Here is an 18,762-nt window from a genome sequence, read left to right as displayed (position 1 = left end):
GTGCGCCCCATTTTTTCGCTGGCATAGCCAAGCGACCAGCCATAAACATCGGATTTGACAGGTTTATATCCATGATCCAATCGCCCAACAAAACGTCGCCCCGCAAGATTCTTGTTACTAGCGCCCTGCCTTACGCCAACGGCTCGATTCACCTCGGTCATTTGGTGGAATATATCCAGACCGATATTTGGGTGCGTTTCCAGAAAATGCGTGGTGTGGATTGTACTTATGTGTGCGCCGATGACGCTCACGGTACCGCGATCATGCTTAAAGCCGAGCAGTTGGGGCATTCACCCGAGCAGCAAATTGCCAATGTGAAGGCCGAGCATGAAGCCGACTTTGCTGCGTTTAATATCGCATTTGATAACTATCACTCGACTCACTCGGATGAAAACCGCGAGCTGTCGAGCATGATTTATGGCCGTTTGAAGGCCAATGGTCATATCGCCAGCAAAAGTATCACTCAAGCTTACGATCCAGAAAAACAACTGTTTTTGGCCGACCGCTACATCAAAGGCACTTGCCCAAAATGTAAGACTGAAGATCAATACGGCGATAACTGTGAAAAATGCGGCGCAACCTATTCGCCAATGGACTTGATCAATCCCAAATCAGCGATTTCCGGTGCGACGCCGGTAGCCAAAGACTCCGAGCATTTCTTTTTTACCCTGCCGGAATTCAGTGATTTCTTGAAAGGCTGGACGCGCGCTGGTCATCTGCAAGATGAAGTCGCCAACAAGATGGCTGAATGGCTCGATGCCGGCTTGCAGTCATGGGATATCTCGCGCGATGCGCCCTACTTCGGTTTTGAGATTCCCGGTGAAACCGGCAAATATTTCTACGTCTGGCTGGATGCGCCTATCGGCTATATCGCCAGCTTGAAGAACTTGCTCGATAAGAAAGGCGAAGATTGGTACGACTACTGGAAGCCGGACTCAACCGCTGAGGTGTATCACTTTATCGGCAAAGACATCGTCAACTTCCACGCGCTCTTTTGGCCTGCGATGCTGCATTCAGCGAATTTGCGCACCCCGAGCAAAATTTGCGTACACGGCTTTTTGACCGTGAACGGCACCAAGATGAGTAAATCGCGCGGCACTTTTATCAATGCCCGCACCTACCTCGATCACCTGAATCCGGAATACCTGCGTTACTACTTCGCCGCCAAATTGACCAGCGCGGTGGATGATATCGACCTGAATCTGGAAGATTTTATCCAGCGCGTGAATTCGGACTTGGTTGGCAAGGTAGTGAACATCGCCAGCCGTACCGCCAAGTTCATCAACAATGCGGGCGGCGTTTTAGCGCATGAGATTGCCGATAAAAATCTGTGGCAAAAGTTTGTCGATGCCGGTGAAACCATCGCCGACTATTACGAAGCGCGCGATTACAGCAAAGCCATGCGCGAGATTATGGCGCTGGCCGATGCTGCGAACGAGTACATCGCCACCCAAGAGCCGTGGAAACTGGCCAAACAAGCGGGCGCCGAAGCGCAGACCCAAGCAGTTTGTACCCAGGGCATCAATATGTTCCGCGCATTGCTGACCTACTTGAAACCAGTGCTGCCCGCACTGACTGCCGACGCCGAAGCCTTTTTGGGTGAAACCCTGAATTGGAATGCGCCGGTAAGTTTCCGTGCCGGTGAGCAAATCAACGAATTCAAACCACTGCTGACCCGCGTGGAAAAAGACAAGGTAGATGCAATGATCGACGCCAGCAAAGAAGCTCTCGCCACCGCTGCACCTAAAGCTACTGGCCCTTTGGCGGATGATCCTATCGCCGCCGAAATCGAGTTTAACGATTTCGCCAAAGTGGATTTGCGCATCGCCCTGATCGCCAACGCCGAACACGTAGAAGGTTCCGACAAGTTACTGCGCCTAACGCTGGATTTGGGCGGTGAAACGCGCAATGTCTTCTCCGGCATCAAAAGCGCCTACGACCCGAAAGATTTGGTTGGCAAACTCACCGTTGTTGTCGCCAACCTCAAGCCACGCAAAATGAAGTTCGGCATGAGCGAAGGCATGGTGCTGGCCGCCGGCCCCGGTGACAAAGAAATCTACCTGCTTGAGCCGCACACTGGCGCTAAACCAGGCCAACGGGTGATGTAAGCCACTCCCCCAGCCTCCTTTTTTATCCGTTAAAGAAGGAGGCATAACCGGAGAATTTATAAGGATATAAAAAACCCCCATAAGGGTTTGTGTCATTTTTATTGAGAATCCTTCTCCGCTTACCGATAATACACAACCTCGCATCCGATCCTTTCCCAGCGGAAAAACACTATGAGTTTCAGTGAATTAGCCATCATCCTGCTCAGTACTGTGCTGGTGAACAACTTTGTTCTGGCGCAATTCCTCGGTCTCTGCCCGTTTATGGGTGTATCCAACAAGTTGGAGAGCGCCATAGGTATGGCTGGCGCGACAACCTTCGTAATGACGCTGGCATCGATTTGTACCTATCTGGTCGATAAATGGATTCTTGCGCCACTGGAGCTGCAATACCTGCGCACCATCGCCTTTATTCTGGTGATCGCCGCGGTAGTGCAGTTCGTCAAAATGTTTATGGAAAAAACCAGCCCGCTGCTTTATCGCGTACTGGGCGTGTTTTTGCCGCTGATTACCGTGAACTGCGCGGTATTGGGTGTCGCTCTGCTCAACACCCAAAAAGCCCACAGCTTTTTTGAATCCGCCATCTATGGTTTTGGCGGCGCGCTGGGTTTTGCGATGGTGCTGGTGCTCTTCTCTGCTATGCGTGAGCGCTTGGCCGTGGCCGATGTGCCAGCCCCCTTTAAAGGCGCCGCCATTGGCATGGTTACCGCCGGACTGATGGCTCTGGCATTTATGGGCTTTGGCGGGCTGGTCAGCCTGCAATAACCGACAACCTTATAACCACTCACTCTGGTACTGGCATGATCGATTTTATTATCCAGAATCCCATCCTCAGCGCGCTACTTGCGCTCGGTGGCCTGTCGGCGGCATTTGGCGCCGTGCTGGGTTTTGCCGCCGTTAAGTTCAAAGTGGAAGGCGACCCTATTGTTGAACAGATCGACGCCCTACTGCCGCAAACCCAATGTGGTCAATGTGGCCACCCCGGCTGCCGCCCCTACGCACAAGCTATCGCCGGCGGCGAAGCCATCAATAAATGTCCACCCGGCGGCCAAGCAACCATCAATGCGTTGGCGGATTTACTCGATGTAGAAGCGCCATCACTCGACGCAGAACACGGTGAACATCTGGATGTAAAACGTGTTGCCTATATCCGCGAAGATGAATGTATCGGTTGCACCAAGTGTATTCAGGCCTGTCCGATGGATGCGATCCTCGGCGCCGCCAAACATATGCACACGGTTATCGCCGATGAATGTACCGGTTGCGACCTCTGCGTAGAGCCTTGCCCGGTGGATTGTATCGATATGATTCCGGTGGAAACCGACCTCAAGACCTGGAAGTGGGATTTGCCCGCTACCAACCAGACCCCTGTATTCCATGTAGTTGCCAGCGAAGTGAATTTGATTGCCTCTGATCAAGGGCGCGGTCAGGCGTATGGCGGACAACGCGACGGCGACCAAGCCGCATAATCGACGAGACACTTGCCGAGATGACAAGCCTGATCAAAGTATGGGAACTGCCCGGCGGCATTCATCCGCCTGAGCATAAAGACCAGTCCATGCAGCTGCCGCTGGGCTCAGTGCCGCTACCGCCAGTACTGGTAATCCCACTCAATCAACATATAGGAACGCCCGCGCAGCCAGTCGTGCAAGTGGGCGAGCGTGTACTTGCTGGCCAGTTGATTGGCGCCGCCGACGGCACTTTCAGCGCCAACACTCATGCCTCAACTTCCGGCACTGTAATCGCTATTGAAGAGCGCGCCATTCCTCATCCGTCGGGCATGAATGCTGATTCCATCGTAATCGAGCCAGATGGCAAAGATGAATGGATCGGTCTTACTCCCTGCGATGACTACCGCAGTCTGGATCGCCTCACCCTGCTCGATAAAATCCGCGCCGCTGGTGTCGCTGGTTTGGGTGGAGCAGGCTTTCCTACCGCCGTTAAGCTTGCGCCTAAATCGACTCAAGTGATCGACACCCTGATCCTGAATGGCGCCGAATGTGAGCCTTACATCACCGCCGACGATATGTTGATGCAGGTGCGCGCCAATGAATTGGTCGCAGGCACATTGCTGCTCAGCCATATATTGCATCACCCCCAAAAGTTGTTGATCGGCATTGAAGACAACAAACCCAAAGCCATTGCCGCCGTAAAAGCGGCCGTTGCTGGTGCGGCCGCGACTGACCCGGAAGCCGCCAAAATTCAAGTTGTCTCCTTCCCGACCAAATACCCCTCGGGCGGCGCCAAACAGCTGATTCAAATTCTGACCGGACGCGAAATCCCCAGCGGCCATCACTCGGCAGATATAGGCGTTATCTGTGCCAACGTGGGTACCGCAGTGGCTGCATGGCGTGCGGTGCGTTTCGGCGAGCCGCTGGTATCGCGCATTACTACAGTGGTAGGCGAGTCCCTCGGCATCCAACGCAATGTCGATGTATTAATAGGTACACCTATCGATTATTTGCTCGACCAACATGGTTTTGATGCCAGCCGCGCCTCGCGCGTAGTAATGGGTGGGCCAATGATGGGCTTTACCCTGCTGGATCTGGTCGCACCAGTAATCAAAACCACCAACTGCATACTGGCACCTAGCAAGCAGGAATTACCCGCCCCCCAGCCAGCGCAAGCCTGTATTCGCTGCGGCATCTGCGCCGAAGTCTGCCCCGCGAGCCTGTTGCCACAGCAGCTGTTCTGGTATGCACAGGCGGAAGATTATGATCGCTTGGAATCGCACAACCTGTTCGATTGCATCGAGTGTGGTGCCTGCTCTTATGTCTGCCCCAGCACTATTCCGCTGGTGCAGTACTATCGCGCAGCCAAAGGCAGCATCCGCCTGCACGAGATAGAAAAAGAGAAGTCCGACCGCTCGCGCCAACGCTTTGAGTTCCGCCAACAGCGCATCGCCAAAGAAGAGGCGGAAAAAGAAGCCAAGCGTCTGGCGCGCCAAAAAGCAGCGGAAGAAGCCAAGAAAAAACTGGCCGAAAAAGCGGCCAATGCTCCAACATCAGCTGCGCCGGCCACGGCATCAACAGCGCCAGCTGGCGATGTGATTAGCGCCGCCGTAGCCAAAGCTGGCGCGGTGCAAATATCGCCCGATGAGCAAAAAGCCAAGTTGGAGCGCTTGCTGGCCGCCGCCAAAAACACTTTGGAGTTTGCGCAAAAACCGCTGGTGCCGAATGAGGTTAGCAAGCCCATCACGGAGGAACAGCTGGTTAAACAGCAGGCGCGTATCAAACAAGCGGAATTGAAACTCGCAGAAGCCGAGAAAAAACTGGCGGACTTTATCGCCAGCACTCCAGTTGCGACTCCCTCTGCGACGACCGTGGTAGCACCTGCGGCCGCCGCGCCAGTGGATACCAATGATCCGGTTGCCGCTGCTATCGCCCGCGCACAAGCCAAGCTGACCATGTCGCCGGAAGATAAAGCCAAGGCTAATTTGGAATCCCTGCGCTCGCGCTTGAGCAAGGCCGAAGAAAAAGTCGCCGCCGCAAAAGCTGACGGCAGCCCGCATGTGGATGCACTACAACAGGGTGCAGAAAAGTTGCAGCAAAAAGTCGCCGAAGCGCTTGCTGAGCTGACCGCGCTAGGTATTAAAGATGAGCCTGCCGCCCCCGTAGCACCGGCTCCAGCGCCAGCAACAGAAGCTACGGCTGAGCCAGTATCGAGCGAGCCAGTTTCTACAGAAATGAGCGCTGCGCAGGCTGCGATTGAAAAAGCCAAGGCCAAAGCTGCAGCTCTGGCCAATATGAGCGACGATGAAAAACGCGCTGAACAGATTCAATCGCTGCAGACCCGCTTGCAAAAAGCGCGCGAGCGTTTAGCGAAAGCGGAAGCAGAAAATGATTCGAATGTTGAAGCTTTCCGCGCCGGCGTATCCAAACTGGAAGACAAATTGAAAGAGTTGGCCTGATCATGGCGTTATTAAATATCACCTCACCCCATACCCACGGTGCCAATCGCACCGGGCGTTTGATGCGCCTTGTGGTCTACGCCACCTTTCCGGGGATAGCGGCGCTGGTGCATTTTTTCGGCACAGGTGTACTGATCAATGTGTTGCTCGCGAGCCTGAGCTGTATCGCCTTTGAAGCACTGGTGATGAAACTTCGTGCGCGCCCGGTTATGTTTTATTTGCGTGATTGCTCGGCATTGGTTACGGGTGTATTGATTGGCGTATCCCTGCCGCCCTACTGCCCTTGGTGGCTGGTAGTCAGCGCCGCGTTTATCGCCATTGTGCTCGCCAAACAGCTCTACGGCGGCATGGGTTTCAACCCGTTTAACCCGGCGATGGTGGCCTATGTTCTTCTGCTGATTTCATTTCCAGTACAGATGACCCAATGGGCAACACCGCTACCTATGCTGGCCGATGGTCAAACGGTACCTAGCCTTATAGCGGCTCTGGAAAAAGTCTTTTTAGGCACAGGTATCGATGGCTACAGCTCGGCCACAGTGCTGGATGTGATGAAACAAAACAGTGGTCAAACCCTTGCCGATTTGTATCAACAAGAACCCGTGTTTGCTACTGGCCGTTGGGCTGGTGCAGGCTGGGAGTGGGTAAACATCGCCTTTTTGATTGGGGGCATTTATCTGCTCTACAAAAAAGCGTTTACCTGGCACGCCCCTATTTCCATGCTGGCCGCACTCACGGTCATGGCTGCGCTGTTTTACGATTCAGGCAGTTCCAACTCTGGCGGCTCGCCGATTTTCCATCTGCTCTCCGGCGCGACCATGCTCGGTGCATTTTTTATCGTGACCGATCCGGTTAGCTCAGCGGTTAGTGTGCGCGGGCGTATGGTTTATGGCGCCTTGATCGGCGTGACTATTTATGTGATCCGCACTTGGGGAACCAGCTATCCCGATGGTGTCGGTTTTGCTGTGTTGTTGATGAACTTTGCTGCGCCTTTTATCGATTACTACACAACACCGCGCACCTACGGCCATAAAAAACCGCGTCGCGCGACCGATTCAAACAAACAGGATGGAGGTCACTAATGCTCGGCCGCTCCATTAGCAAAAACAGTTTGTTGCTCGCTGCCTTTGCGCTGGCGACTGCAGGCACGCTGGCCCTGACCAATCTCTGGACCAAAGACCGCATCGCCACCGCTGAACGCGCAGCTCAGCAACGTGCTTTGTTTGAGATAGTCCCGCTGCAAACCCACGACAACGACATGCTTACCGATGTCATCCCCGTGCCACTCGATGCCCTGCAAGCGCTGAATGTTCGCAGCGGCGCAGTGATTCATCGCGCCCGCCTGAATGGCGAAATCACCGCGCTGATCGTGCCTGCGGTAGCGCCCGATGGCTATTCAGGCGATATTGAAATGATTGTCGGCGTCAATCGCGATGGCAGCCTCGCGGGTGTGCGCGTGCTGCGCCATAAAGAAACTCCAGGTCTGGGCGATAAAATCGACCTGAAAAAAAGCCAATGGATTCTGGGTTTTAATACAAAAAGTTTGCAATTGCCGTTTATTGATCGCTGGAAAGTCAAAAAAGACGGTGGCGATTTTGATCAATTTGCCGGCGCAACTATCACCCCGCGTGCGGTTGTCGGACAGGTGAAACGTGTGCTTGAATTTGTCACCGCCAACCAGCAAAGTCTGTTTGCTGATGCCGCCCAAGAACAGTCAGGTGAAGCCAATGAGTAATGGCGTAGATTACAAAGAAATTACCCAAAAGGGTCTGTGGAGCAACAATGCTGCGCTGGTGCAGCTGCTCGGCCTCTGCCCGCTGCTGGCCGTTAGCTCGACTGTGGTCAATGCGCTGGGGTTGGGTTTAGCAACCCTGTTAGTGCTGATTATTTCTAACTGCGTGGTGTCACTGATTCGCCATCAGGTGAGCGATGCGGTGCGCCTGCCCGCATTTGTAATGATTATCGCCTCGGCAGTGACTTGCACCGAATTACTGATGAAAGCGTTTACCTACGAGCTGTATCTGATTCTGGGTATTTTCATCCCGCTGATTGTGACCAACTGCGCAGTGCTTGGCCGCGCCGATGCCTTTGCCAGCAAAAACAAACTGCTACCCGCGCTGGTTGACGGTTTTATGATGGGCATGGGTTTTATGCTGGTACTGCTGGCCGTTGGCGCCGTTCGCGAACTGCTTGGAACCGGTCATTTATTTGCCGATATGCAGCTGATCTTCGGCGAATCGGCGCGCAGCTGGCAGCTGAATGTATTTGGCAACAGCTATCCCAATGTGATCTTTGCTCTGCTGCCACCCGGTGCTTTTATCGTCGTGGGCTTTCTCATCGCTGGGAAAAACGCCATTGATGCACAGCTGAAAAAACGTGCTGATGCACGCAAAGCCCCCGTCACCAAAACCAGCAAACGTGTGCGTACCACCGGCTCAGTTGCCTAAGAATCGCCAGTCATCACGTGGCTGCGCACCTCGGCCACCCTAAACACTAAGGTGTAAGACAACAAACAACAAAACAGGAGTCCCCATGTTTGAAGAAGAGAACCTCATTAAGCTCTTTAACCAATATGTAGTCCCATGGAGTATGAAGATTTTTCTTGCCCTGCTGATTTTTATCATCGGGCAAATAGTCGTCAAAATTATCTGCAATATCGTCGGGAAGATCCTTGGCCGCACGCGGCTGGAAGCAATTCTGGTCGATTTTATCCAATCATTATTGCGCGCAATTTTAACCATCGTTGTTATCATCGCGGCGTTGGATCAACTGGGTGTTAATACCAATTCTGTTATCGCCATCATCGGTGCTGCTGGTTTGGCCATCGGTTTGGCCCTGCAAGGCTCTCTGCAAAACTTCGCCGCTGGCTTTATGCTGCTGGTGTTCCGCCCCTTCAAGGCAGGCGATTTTGTTGAGGTTGCAGGTATTGCCGGTAGCATCGATAAAATCGGTATTTTCTCCACCATCATGCATACCGGCGACAACAAACAAGTCACGGTTCCTAACGGCACTATCTATAGCAGCAACATCATCAACTACTCCGCTACCGGCACCCGCCGTATCGATATGATTTTTGGTATCGGTTATGGCGATGACATGCGCAAAGCGCGCGAAGTCATCAGCGAAATCATTGGGCAAGACAGCCGTATCCTGAAAGAGCCGGAACCCTTGATTGCGGTAGGCGAACTAGGGGCCAGTAGTGTGAATTTCTATGTGCGCCCTTGGGTGTTGAGCGGCGATTACTGGGCCGTGAAATTCGACCTGACCGAAAAAATCAAACAAGCGTTTGATGACAACGGCATCAGCATTCCTTTCCCGCAAATGGATATCCACTGGGAACAGCCCACTGGCAAATCCAAAGACAACACCGAAGACAATACCTAAGACAATACCGAAAAAAACAATCCCTTCTCCGGCGAGAGCAATCGCTCTCGCCCACCTTTGGTGCAGCCTCTCACTGCCGGTTGTAAGTGTTTGTTTAATGCGCCAAATTGACCTTGACGCCCCTCCCTTCGACTCTTAACCTAAGCGCCCTTTTTTTATCCCGGTTGCTGTTATGACCTATTGCGTTGCGATCAAAGTCGATGCGGGTCTGATCTTTTGTTCAGATTCACGTACCAATGCGGGTGTTGATCAGGTCAGCACCTATAGCAAGATGTATCACTTTGGCATTCAAGGCGAGCGCCAACTTGTGATCAATTCTGCTGGAAATCTTGCCACTACTCAGGCGGTGATCGCGAAAATTCGTAAGGACGTGAAAGAAGGCGCTGACATCAGTATCGCCACCCTCGATAGCATCAATGAGATTGCCGACTATGTGGGCGAAATCAGCGTTGCTGTGCAAGAGAAACACGCCAATAACAATTCCAATGTGAGTTTTGAGGCCAGCTTCTTGTTGGGCGGCCAGATTGGTTTGGAAACCCCGGCAGTAATGATGATTTATCCGCAGGGCAATCACATCACCACCTCGAACCAAACGCCTTATCTGCAAATTGGCGAAAGCAAATACGGCAAGCCGATTCTCGACCGCATCCTCAAGCCTGAAACCGGTTTGGATACCGCTTCACTTTGCGCACTGGTATCGATGGACTCCACTATGAAGTCCAATCTCACGGTTGGCCCTCCGATTGAGCTGATGAGCTACGCCACCAACAGCGGCCTTATGCAGCACAGCGTATTTGAGGCCGATAACGAATACCTGCGCGAACTCACCAAATCCTGGGATCGCCTTATCGTGGAAGCCTTCTCGCAGATGCCGCTGCCACCACCACAGAATTAATCTCGTATGGATTAATAAATAAAACGCCAGTATCCCGCTCGGTACTGGCGTTTTTTTATGGCCGCTCGCTACGCCATCTATTGAGCACCATCACTATGCCCGAACACTTATGGTGTAGTTATTGCCTTATAACTGGAAGAATCAAATTAAACATGCAATAGCGATCTACAGAGCGTAACAACCTTTGAGGATGATAATAACTTGCCCTTTTGCCAGCCTGATGCACACTTGAATGCACCAGCATGATACATAAACCGCACTATGCAGGAAGGAATTGATTTATGGCTATCCGCGTTGCCATTCACCATAAGACCCAATACGACTTTGACCGTCTGACCACGCTTTACCCCCATGTGTTGCGCCTGCGCCCAGCGCCGCACAGCCGCACTAAAATTCACAGCTACTCACTGAAAATCGAACCGGCTGACCACTTTATTAACTGGCAGCAAGATCCCTTCGGAAATTTTCAGGCGCGTTTGGTATTCCCTGAGCAAACCAAGTCACTTTCGTTTGAAGTGGAAGTGGTTGCGGATATGACTTCCATCAATCCCTTCGATTTTTTTGTGGAGGAATATGCGCAACATGTACCGTTTAAATACGATGAACAATTACAGCGCGAGCTGGTTCCCTATCTGGAAGTAACCGAAAGTGGCGCGCAGCTGATGGCGATTGTCGAGCAGATCAAAGCCGATATTCGCCATCGCGAACTCAGTGAAACGCCTTGGTCAATCAACGACTTTATAGTGAGCATCAACCAGATGGTGCAGCAAAAAATCGGCTATGGCGTGCGCCTTGAACCCGGTATTCAAAGCTGCGAAGAAACCCTGACGCTCGCTAAAGGCTCCTGCCGCGACAGCGCATGGCTGCTGGTGCAGATCTTCCGACATCTCGGTTATGCCGCACGTTTTGCATCTGGCTATTTGGTACAACTCACCTCCGACATTAAAGCGCTCGACGGCCCCAGCGGCCCCGAAAAAGACTTTACTGATTTGCATGCATGGACCGAAATTTATGTTCCCGGCGCAGGCTGGATCGGGCTTGATCCCACATCCGGCTTACTCGCCACCGAAGGTCACATCCCGCTTGCCTGCACGCCAGATCCTATTTCCGCCGCGCCTATCACCGGTGCCACCAGCAAATGCGAAGTGGAATTCAGCTACAGCAACGAAGTATTTCGCATCCTTGAAGACCCACGCGTCACCAAGCCTTATACCGAGGAACAATGGAAAACGATTAATGCATTAGGCGCAGCGGTTGATAAAGAGTTGATCGATCAGGATGTGCGCCTGACTACCGGTGGCGAACCTACGTTTGTCTCCATCGACGATATGGAATCCGAGCAGTGGAATACCGGTGCGCTGGGCGCCGACAAATTGCGCCTCGCCAAAGATTTGTTGCTGCGTATGCGCAACACCTTTGCCCCTAATGGTTTGCTGCATTATGGCCAAGGTAAATGGTATCCCGGTGAAGAAGTGCCACGCTGGGCGCTGGGCTGTTTTTGGCGCACCGATGGTCAAGCGCTCTGGCGCAATCCTAACTTGCTGGCGCGCGCCGATAAAAATTACGGCCTCACTCATGTCGAGGCAAAAAAATTCGCGCAATTACTCTGCGAAAAAATTCAGGTCAATAACGATCACCTAATTCCCGCCTATGAAGATGTGCTCTATTACTTGTGGGCAGAGCAAAATTTACCGGCCAATATCAATCCGTTAAAAGCCGACTTAAAAGATGATTTGGAACGGCGCCGTATCGCAAAACTATTAACTCGCGGACTCAATACTGAAAGCGGTTATGTACTGCCAATGGAGTGGAACTACGCCAACCAACGCTGGTTAACTGGGCGCTGGAAATTGCGCACTGGCGAACTGATGTTAACACCGGGCGACTCGCCACTCGGTTTGCGTTTGCCATTGAACTCACTTGAATTTCCGCAGCACGATTACGAACGCTATCAGCCAGAGAGCGATCCTCTCGCCACTCGCAAACCGCTAGCACCGGCTGGCCAACAAGCCGCTGTGCTCTCGGCAGATAAAAATGCAGCACAGGTCAACGCGCAAAAAATTTCCGAGCAGCCAAGCGCATCAAGCAATGCACCAAAACCAAATTATCTTGAAGCAGGTTATGTCATTCGCACCGCATTGTGTTTTGAAGCGCGCGATGGTCGCTTGCATTTATTTTTGCCACCATTGACTTACCTCGAACATTACGTTGCCTTAATTGAAGCGATTGAGGCAACCGCGTCCGAATTGAATATGCCGGTGGTGCTGGAAGGCTATGAGCCGCCCAAAGATTATCGCTTGAAGAAATTTTTAATTACCCCTGACCCGGGCGTGATTGAAGTGAATATTCATCCGGTAGAGTCATGGCCGGAATTGGTACGCAACACTGAAGCGCTCTATGAAGACGCACGTCAATGCCGTTTGGGCACCGAGAAATTTATGCTCGATGGCCGCCACTCAGGCACCGGCGGCGGCAACCATGTCACCTTCGGCGGTTCATCACCAGCCAACAGCCCGTTTTTACGCCGACCAGATTTGCTGCGCAGTTTAGTCACCTATTGGCAGCATCATCCCGGCCTCTCCTATTTGTTTTCCGGTTTATTTATCGGGCCGACCAGCCAATCACCGCGCGTCGATGAAGGCCGCGATGAAATGCTTTACGAATTGGAAATTGCCTTTCAGCAAATGCCCGACGGCATTGTCGATCAACCTTGGTTAGTCGATAGATTGATGCGCAATTTATTAATTGATATTACCGGCAATACCCATCGCTCGGAATTTTGTATCGATAAACTTTATTCACCGGGCACGGCAAGTGGTCGCCAAGGGATTCTGGAATTCCGCGGATTTGAAATGCCGCCACACGCGCGCATGTCATTGGTACAAATTTTATTATTGCGCTGCTTGATCAGCCGTTTCTGGAAAGAGCCCTACAAAAAACCACTGGTGCGCTGGGGCACTTTATTGCACGACAAATTTATGCTGCCGCATTATGTGTGGGAAGATTTACGCGATGTGGTAAAAGATTTAAATGCACACGGCTATCCCTTCCAGCTTGAATGGCTCGCCGCATTTGAAGAATTCCGTTTTCCACATTATGGCCGCGTGCAATTGGATGATATTCAAATCGAACTGCGCTGGGCGATTGAGCCCTGGCATGTACTCGGTGAAGAAGTGAGTAGCTTCGGCACTTCGCGCTATGTGGACTCATCACTCGAACGCTTGCAAGTTAAAGTCAGCGGTTTAGTGCCGGGCAGATACATACTCGCGTGCAATGGCCGCCGTGTTTGTTTAAATCCGACCGGAAAACAAGGTGAATTTGTGGGCGGTGTGCGTTACCGCGCTTGGCAGCCGCCTTCAGCGCTGCACCCCACCATCGGCATTCATTCGCCATTGGTGTTTGATTTAATCGATACCTGGAACGGCAAAAGTATTGGCGGCTGTACTTATCACGTCAGCCATCCCGGCGGGCGCAGTTATGATCGTTTCCCGGTGAATGCGAATGAAGCGGAATCGCGCCGTGGCAATCGTTTCTTTGATATCAACCACACACCTGGAGCGCTGCCAATAACTCCAGCAGGCAAAATTTTGCGTGAATTTTTTGAGAACAAACATCCACCAAGACCTATGGCGCCGCCGCCAGAGGAACCGGCAGATGAATATCCACACACATTGGATTTACGCAAATAATTCTTATTGCTGTTATTTGCTGTCTGCTATTTGTGTCTGTTGTTTGCTGCCTCTGCTGTAAACAACAGACACAAACAACAGCAAATATAATGCCCTTAAACCGTTTTATTCTAAACAACCATTAGCGCAAAATCGGGTTACAATGAAATTTACCCCCATAAAAACAACTCAATATCATGAAACCTTATTCCGCACTTATGGAAACCCCGGTCATTTCCACCGACATTAAGGCATTTATTTATCCATCGCCCCCGGCCGGCATGGATGAAGCCTACGACAGCGAAGGCGGAATTCGCCCGCACTGGCGCTATCTATTACACAGTTTGCAATCGCTGGGTAATGATGCGATTGAAGATCGCCAGAAAAAAGCGCGTCGAATTTTGCGCGACGATGGTGCCACCTACAAAATTTATGATGAGCCAGATAACAACCAAAGCTGGCAACTCAACCCTATTCCGCTACTCATTAACAGCGACGAATGGAGCCAAATTGAAACTGCGCTGGTTGAACGCGCAGAATTATTTAATCTGTTACTGCAAGATATTTACGGCGAGCGAAAATTAATTCGCCAAGGTGTTATTCCACCGGAATTATTATTTTCTCATCACGGATTTTTACGCCCCTGCAACAACATTAAATTACCGGGCGATCACCAATTAATTTTACATGGCGCCGATTTGGTGCGCGCACCCGATGGCAGTATGCGCGTAATGGCTGACCGCACTCAGGCACCGTCTGGCGCTGGCTATGCGTTGGAAAACCGCACTGTAATGAACCGCGTTTTCCCCAGCCTATTTCGCGACAGCCATGTTCATCGTCTCTCATTATTTTTTTCCCGTTTACGCCAACGCTTACATGAACTAAATCCTAATGGTGGCATTGCCCGCATTGTGGTGCTCACACCCGGCATTTATAACGAAGCCTATTTTGAACACGCTTATCTCGCGAATTATTTAGGTTTTCAATTAGTGCAAGGCAGTGACCTGAGTGTGCGCAACGGCTATGTGTGGATGAAAGCGCTCGACGGTTTAAAACGTGTGGATGTTATTTTGCGTCGCGTCGATGATGTCTATTGCGACCCAGTAGAGCTAAAGGGCGATTCACGTTTAGGTGTTCCCGGCTTATTGGAAGTAGCGCGCATGGGGCATGTTGCCATCGCCAATCCACTAGGCTCCAGCGTATTGGAAAACCCTGCACTCTTGCGCTATTTGCCTGCAATTTCACAAGCGCTTTTAGGGCGCGAATTGCAAATGCCATCGGTCAAAACCTGGTGGTGCGGTAATAGCGATGATTTGGAATACGTGTGCGCCAACTTAAAAAACTTATTGATTAAACCTACTTATCGTCGCCCCGGCCTTTATGAAGTTTATGGCGCAGACTTGGACGATAAAAAACTTCAAGCTTGGCAAAATCGCATTCGCAAAAACCCACTGCAATTTGTTGCGCAGGAATATGTCACCGGCGCGCAAACGCCAACCTGGCACGAGGGAAAAATTCAACCGCGTACATCGGTATTGCGTACCTTCGCCGTTGCAAGCGAAAGCTCCTACTCGATAATGCCCGGCGGTTTGACGCGCGTTAATCTCGACACTGACAAAAAAATTATCTCTAACCAACACGGTTCTGTATCTAAAGATACCTGGGTGTTGGCATCTGAACCGGAAAAACAAATCAGCTTGCGTAATGCAGACTTGCAGCCTGCTGCCGAAAGCCCCAACGCGCTGCCGAGCCGTGTAGTTGAAAATTTATTTTGGATGGGGCGCTATGCTGAGCGCGCCGAATCTGCATTGCGTTTATTGCGCACCGTTTTTATTCAGCTCAATAAAACTGAAAAATTGCCAGACGCGGTTTGTAGAACGCTTTTAAGTGCAGTAACGCATGTCACTGCCACCTACCCCGGCTTTACCAGCTTACAAACAGCGCTATTTAAAAATCCTGAACCGGAAATGATTTCGATTATTCTGGATCACCAACGTCTCGGCAGTGTGGCCAATAATTTAATCGCCATGATTAACGCAGCCGAGCAAGTTAAAGAGCAATTTTCCAGCGATACCCAGCGCGTCATCAATGATATTGGTGATCAGTTGGAACAATTAAAACTGGCGCTCGAACCCAACAGCCTTTCCGCACCAGAAGAAGCCTTAGCACCGCTGGTGACTACACTTCTGGCATTTGCCGGATTAATTCATGAAAGTATGACGCGCGGTAATGGCTGGCACTTCATGGAGATGGGGCGCAGGCTCGAACGTGCACTGCAAATTGTGAATACCCTGCGTTCATTATTGGCGACAGGCTTTGCAGACACAGAACAGGAAACGCTAATTGAATCCAGCCTCTTGTGTGGCGAAGCCTTAATTACCTATCGCCGCCGCTATCAAAACGGAATTCACATTGAGCAAGGCTTGGAAATGATTATGCTCAATGCCAAAAACCCACGCTCATTGATTTATCAATTAACGCAACTCGAAGAACACTTCGCTGATTTATCGTTAGAAGAAGAATTCAGTGCCGAACAAAAATTATTGTTGGAAGCAACAACGGCATTAAAGCTGAGCGATATTAAACAACTGGCCAAAACTACTAATGGTGTTCGCACAGACTTGGATCAACTGTTATCGCGTTTGCACTATCTCATCAGCACCGCAACCAAAGTGATTGGCCAACGTTACTTCGATCACACCGAAGGGCCACAATTGTTGGTCAAAAATACCGAATGGCAGGATCAACTTTAAAACGGAAACCTGTATGAAATACCGCATTCTTCATAGCACGCGTTACAAATACGCACTTTCGGTGAGCAATTGCTACAACCTAGCCTATGTATTGCCGCGCGCAACTGAAAAGCAACGCATTGAAAATATCGATATAAAAGTATCGCCGCATGCCACTACGCGCACTATGCGCACCGATTATTTCGGCAATCAGTTTTTGCAATTTTCGATAGAAAAAGATCACACCGAATTGGATGTGAGCATCACCAGCGAAATTCGCATCAAAGAAACTGCAGTCACCATCAATCTGGATTTTGGCAACCCCTGCACCTACGTAAAATATTTGCTGACCAACAGTAAAGACTGGGAAACGCTCTGCGCGCGCGAGTTTTTGCTCGACTCACCAATGGTGCAAGCGCACAGCGATTTGGCCGATTATGCGGCGCCATCTTTTAGTGATGACCGCCCGTTTTTATCCGCCGTCATGGATTTAACCCAGCGCATTTTTAATGATTTTACTTACGACCCGGAGTTTTCCGACGTCGCCACACCCTTAGCCGATGTACTTAAACACAAGCGCGGCGTCTGCCAGGACTTTGCGCACTTTGCGATTGGCTGTTTGCGTTCGCTGGGATATCCGGCGCGTTATGTCAGCGGATATCTGGAAACACTGCCACCACCCGGGCAAGAAAAACTGGTAGGCGCCGATGCAACTCACGCATGGTTTGCTGTTTATTCACCCGGTGAAGGTTGGTACGAATTTGACCCGACCAACAACAAAGTTACCAGCGATCAACACATCACCACCGCTTGGGGACGCGACTATTCAGATGTTACGCCATTAAAAGGCGTCATTTTTGGTGGCGGTCATTCGCCACAACTATTTGTTTCAGTTGATGTTCAACGTATCGAAGACAACATTATTCAAGGCTTATAAAAATAGCTTGTGGCTTGAATCCGCTAAAATTATTCCTGCTGCGATGATATTTGTGGCACCCAACACCGCATCCAACTTGATCTGTTACTAAAGTTTCCTATTTTTCATATAAGATCAGATCGAGTGTCGCGCAAGCAGACACTCGCCTCATCCGTTTTAAAAGCTGTTTGAAAAGTAAATCGATTGTTAGCACTTTGCTGATATCACAAACAGACACATCCATTTGTGGTGAGCCTTGCACTACCAGCGCGCTAACTTTCGAAAATAATTAATCAACATCGATACGCAGGAGCAAATGATGAAACAGTATGGCGCTGAGTTTTTTGGAACATTTTGGTTGATCTTTGGCGGTTGCGGAAGCGCAGTAATTGCCGCCGCATTCCCCGAAGTTGGAATAGGCTTACTAGGTGTATCCCTCGCCTTTGGTTTAACCGTACTGACTATGGCATTTGCCATCGGCCACATTTCCGGTTGCCATTTGAATCCCGCTGTTTCAATCGGGCTTTGGGCGGGTGGGCGCTTCCCGGCATCACAACTACTACCCTACATAATCGCGCAAGTGCTCGGCGGCATAGCAGCAGGAGGCGTTTTATATTGTATTGCCAGCGGCGCTCCCGGTTTCGATGTTGCAGGCGGCTTTGCCTCTAACGGCTACGGAGAACATTCCCCCGGTGGTTACTCATTGCAATCCGCATTAATCGCCGAAGTGGTACTCACCGCATTTTTTCTGATTATTATTTTAGGTGCGACCGATAAACGCGCCCCCGCCGGATTCGCCCCCATTGCGATTGGCTTGGCGCTAACCTTAATCCACTTGATTAGCATCCCCGTCACCAACACCTCTGTAAACCCCGCGCGTAGTACCGGTGTTGCCATCTATGTAGGCGATTGGGCAGTTGCCCAACTCTGGGCATTTTGGGTTGCACCGATTGTCGGAGCGATTCTTGGGGCAGTTATTTATCGATTTATTGGTAGTGAAAAATAACTCATAAAAAACCCGGCCTACGGAGACTGTGTCAAAACCCTAGAGCCCAGGGTTTTGATTTGAGAAAATGCCCGCATCGTTTTGATGCGGGCTTTTTTTATGTACTACAAGAAAGGGGAAGCCGTTACTCAAGGCAATTTATTTCCCGT

At 51.0% G+C, this 18,762-nt stretch carries 13 protein-coding genes; all 13 read left to right on the top strand.

Annotated features, from left to right (window positions below; genetic code table 11):
- Window positions 1–71: 71 nt before the first annotated feature.
- Window positions 72–2,108 (top strand): methionine--tRNA ligase, encoded by a 2,037-nt coding sequence (gene metG / locus SPL68_RS16160; protein WP_323816207.1) that lies wholly within the window; start codon window positions 72–74, stop codon window positions 2,106–2,108.
- Between the two features lie 171 nt (window positions 2,109–2,279).
- The gene (gene rsxA, locus SPL68_RS16155; RefSeq protein WP_323816206.1) at window positions 2,280–2,870 is read left to right on the top strand and encodes an electron transport complex subunit RsxA; all 591 of its coding nucleotides are present in this window, start codon (window positions 2,280–2,282) and stop codon (window positions 2,868–2,870) included.
- Window positions 2,871–2,905: 35 nt separating this feature from the next.
- A complete protein-coding gene (gene rsxB, locus SPL68_RS16150) occupies window positions 2,906–3,574 on the top strand; it encodes an electron transport complex subunit RsxB (RefSeq protein WP_323816205.1) in 669 nt (222 codons plus the stop codon).
- A gap of 20 nt (window positions 3,575–3,594) precedes the next feature.
- Window positions 3,595–6,015 (top strand): electron transport complex subunit RsxC, encoded by a 2,421-nt coding sequence (rsxC, locus tag SPL68_RS16145; RefSeq protein WP_323816204.1) that lies wholly within the window; start codon window positions 3,595–3,597, stop codon window positions 6,013–6,015.
- 2 nt (window positions 6,016–6,017) lie between these two features.
- Window positions 6,018–7,094 carry an electron transport complex subunit RsxD gene (gene rsxD / locus SPL68_RS16140; RefSeq protein ID WP_323816203.1) on the top strand — a complete coding sequence of 359 codons (1,077 nt, stop codon included), beginning with the start codon at window positions 6,018–6,020 and terminating at the stop codon, window positions 7,092–7,094.
- Window positions 7,094–7,747 carry an electron transport complex subunit RsxG gene (gene rsxG / locus SPL68_RS16135; RefSeq protein ID WP_323816202.1) on the top strand — a complete coding sequence of 218 codons (654 nt, stop codon included), beginning with the start codon at window positions 7,094–7,096 and terminating at the stop codon, window positions 7,745–7,747. Before rsxD ends, rsxG begins: the two co-directional genes overlap by 1 nt.
- Window positions 7,740–8,459, top strand: a complete 720-nt coding sequence (locus SPL68_RS16130) for an electron transport complex subunit E (protein WP_323816201.1) — start codon at window positions 7,740–7,742, stop codon at window positions 8,457–8,459. Before rsxG ends, SPL68_RS16130 begins: the two co-directional genes overlap by 8 nt.
- A gap of 85 nt (window positions 8,460–8,544) precedes the next feature.
- Window positions 8,545–9,396, top strand: a complete 852-nt coding sequence (locus SPL68_RS16125) for a mechanosensitive ion channel family protein (RefSeq protein WP_323816200.1) — start codon at window positions 8,545–8,547, stop codon at window positions 9,394–9,396.
- A 172-nt stretch (window positions 9,397–9,568) separates the two neighbouring features.
- Entirely contained in the window at window positions 9,569–10,291 is a 723-nt protein-coding gene (locus SPL68_RS16120; RefSeq protein ID WP_323816199.1) for a proteasome-type protease, read from the top strand.
- Between the two features lie 281 nt (window positions 10,292–10,572).
- Window positions 10,573–13,980, top strand: coding sequence for a transglutaminase family protein (locus tag SPL68_RS16115; RefSeq protein ID WP_323816198.1), 3,408 nt, complete (start codon window positions 10,573–10,575; stop codon window positions 13,978–13,980).
- Window positions 13,981–14,156: 176 nt separating this feature from the next.
- Complete coding sequence (locus SPL68_RS16110; protein ID WP_323816197.1) at window positions 14,157–16,712, top strand: circularly permuted type 2 ATP-grasp protein; 2,556 nt, start codon at window positions 14,157–14,159, stop codon at window positions 16,710–16,712.
- A gap of 13 nt (window positions 16,713–16,725) precedes the next feature.
- Entirely contained in the window at window positions 16,726–17,628 is a 903-nt protein-coding gene (locus tag SPL68_RS16105; RefSeq protein ID WP_323816196.1) for a transglutaminase family protein, read from the top strand.
- 295 nt (window positions 17,629–17,923) lie between these two features.
- Window positions 17,924–18,613, top strand: a complete 690-nt coding sequence (aqpZ, locus tag SPL68_RS16100) for an aquaporin Z (protein ID WP_323816195.1) — start codon at window positions 17,924–17,926, stop codon at window positions 18,611–18,613.
- Window positions 18,614–18,762 lie beyond the last annotated feature (149 nt).

The organism is Cellvibrio chitinivorans, from assembly GCF_035117775.1.
GTDB classification, from domain to species: domain Bacteria; phylum Pseudomonadota; class Gammaproteobacteria; order Pseudomonadales; family Cellvibrionaceae; genus Cellvibrio; species Cellvibrio chitinivorans.
The sequence above is the reverse complement of the archived record's forward strand: the minus strand, read 5'-3'. Positions and strand labels throughout refer to the sequence as shown.

Bases quoted from the DNA above. Each gene is read 5' to 3' on its own strand.
- metG (WP_323816207.1), top strand. From the start codon at position 72: ATGATCCAATCGCCCAACAAAACGTCGCCCCGCAAGATTCTTGTTACT.
- rsxA (WP_323816206.1), top strand. From the start codon at position 2,280: ATGAGTTTCAGTGAATTAGCCATCATCCTGCTCAGTACTGTGCTGGTG.
- rsxB (WP_323816205.1), top strand. From the start codon at position 2,906: ATGATCGATTTTATTATCCAGAATCCCATCCTCAGCGCGCTACTTGCG.
- rsxC (WP_323816204.1), top strand. From the start codon at position 3,595: ATGACAAGCCTGATCAAAGTATGGGAACTGCCCGGCGGCATTCATCCG.
- rsxD (WP_323816203.1), top strand. From the start codon at position 6,018: ATGGCGTTATTAAATATCACCTCACCCCATACCCACGGTGCCAATCGC.
- rsxG (WP_323816202.1), top strand. From the start codon at position 7,094: ATGCTCGGCCGCTCCATTAGCAAAAACAGTTTGTTGCTCGCTGCCTTT.
- SPL68_RS16130 (WP_323816201.1), top strand. From the start codon at position 7,740: ATGAGTAATGGCGTAGATTACAAAGAAATTACCCAAAAGGGTCTGTGG.
- SPL68_RS16125 (WP_323816200.1), top strand. From the start codon at position 8,545: ATGTTTGAAGAAGAGAACCTCATTAAGCTCTTTAACCAATATGTAGTC.
- SPL68_RS16120 (WP_323816199.1), top strand. From the start codon at position 9,569: ATGACCTATTGCGTTGCGATCAAAGTCGATGCGGGTCTGATCTTTTGT.
- SPL68_RS16115 (WP_323816198.1), top strand. From the start codon at position 10,573: ATGGCTATCCGCGTTGCCATTCACCATAAGACCCAATACGACTTTGAC.
- SPL68_RS16110 (WP_323816197.1), top strand. From the start codon at position 14,157: ATGAAACCTTATTCCGCACTTATGGAAACCCCGGTCATTTCCACCGAC.
- SPL68_RS16105 (WP_323816196.1), top strand. From the start codon at position 16,726: ATGAAATACCGCATTCTTCATAGCACGCGTTACAAATACGCACTTTCG.
- aqpZ (WP_323816195.1), top strand. From the start codon at position 17,924: ATGATGAAACAGTATGGCGCTGAGTTTTTTGGAACATTTTGGTTGATC.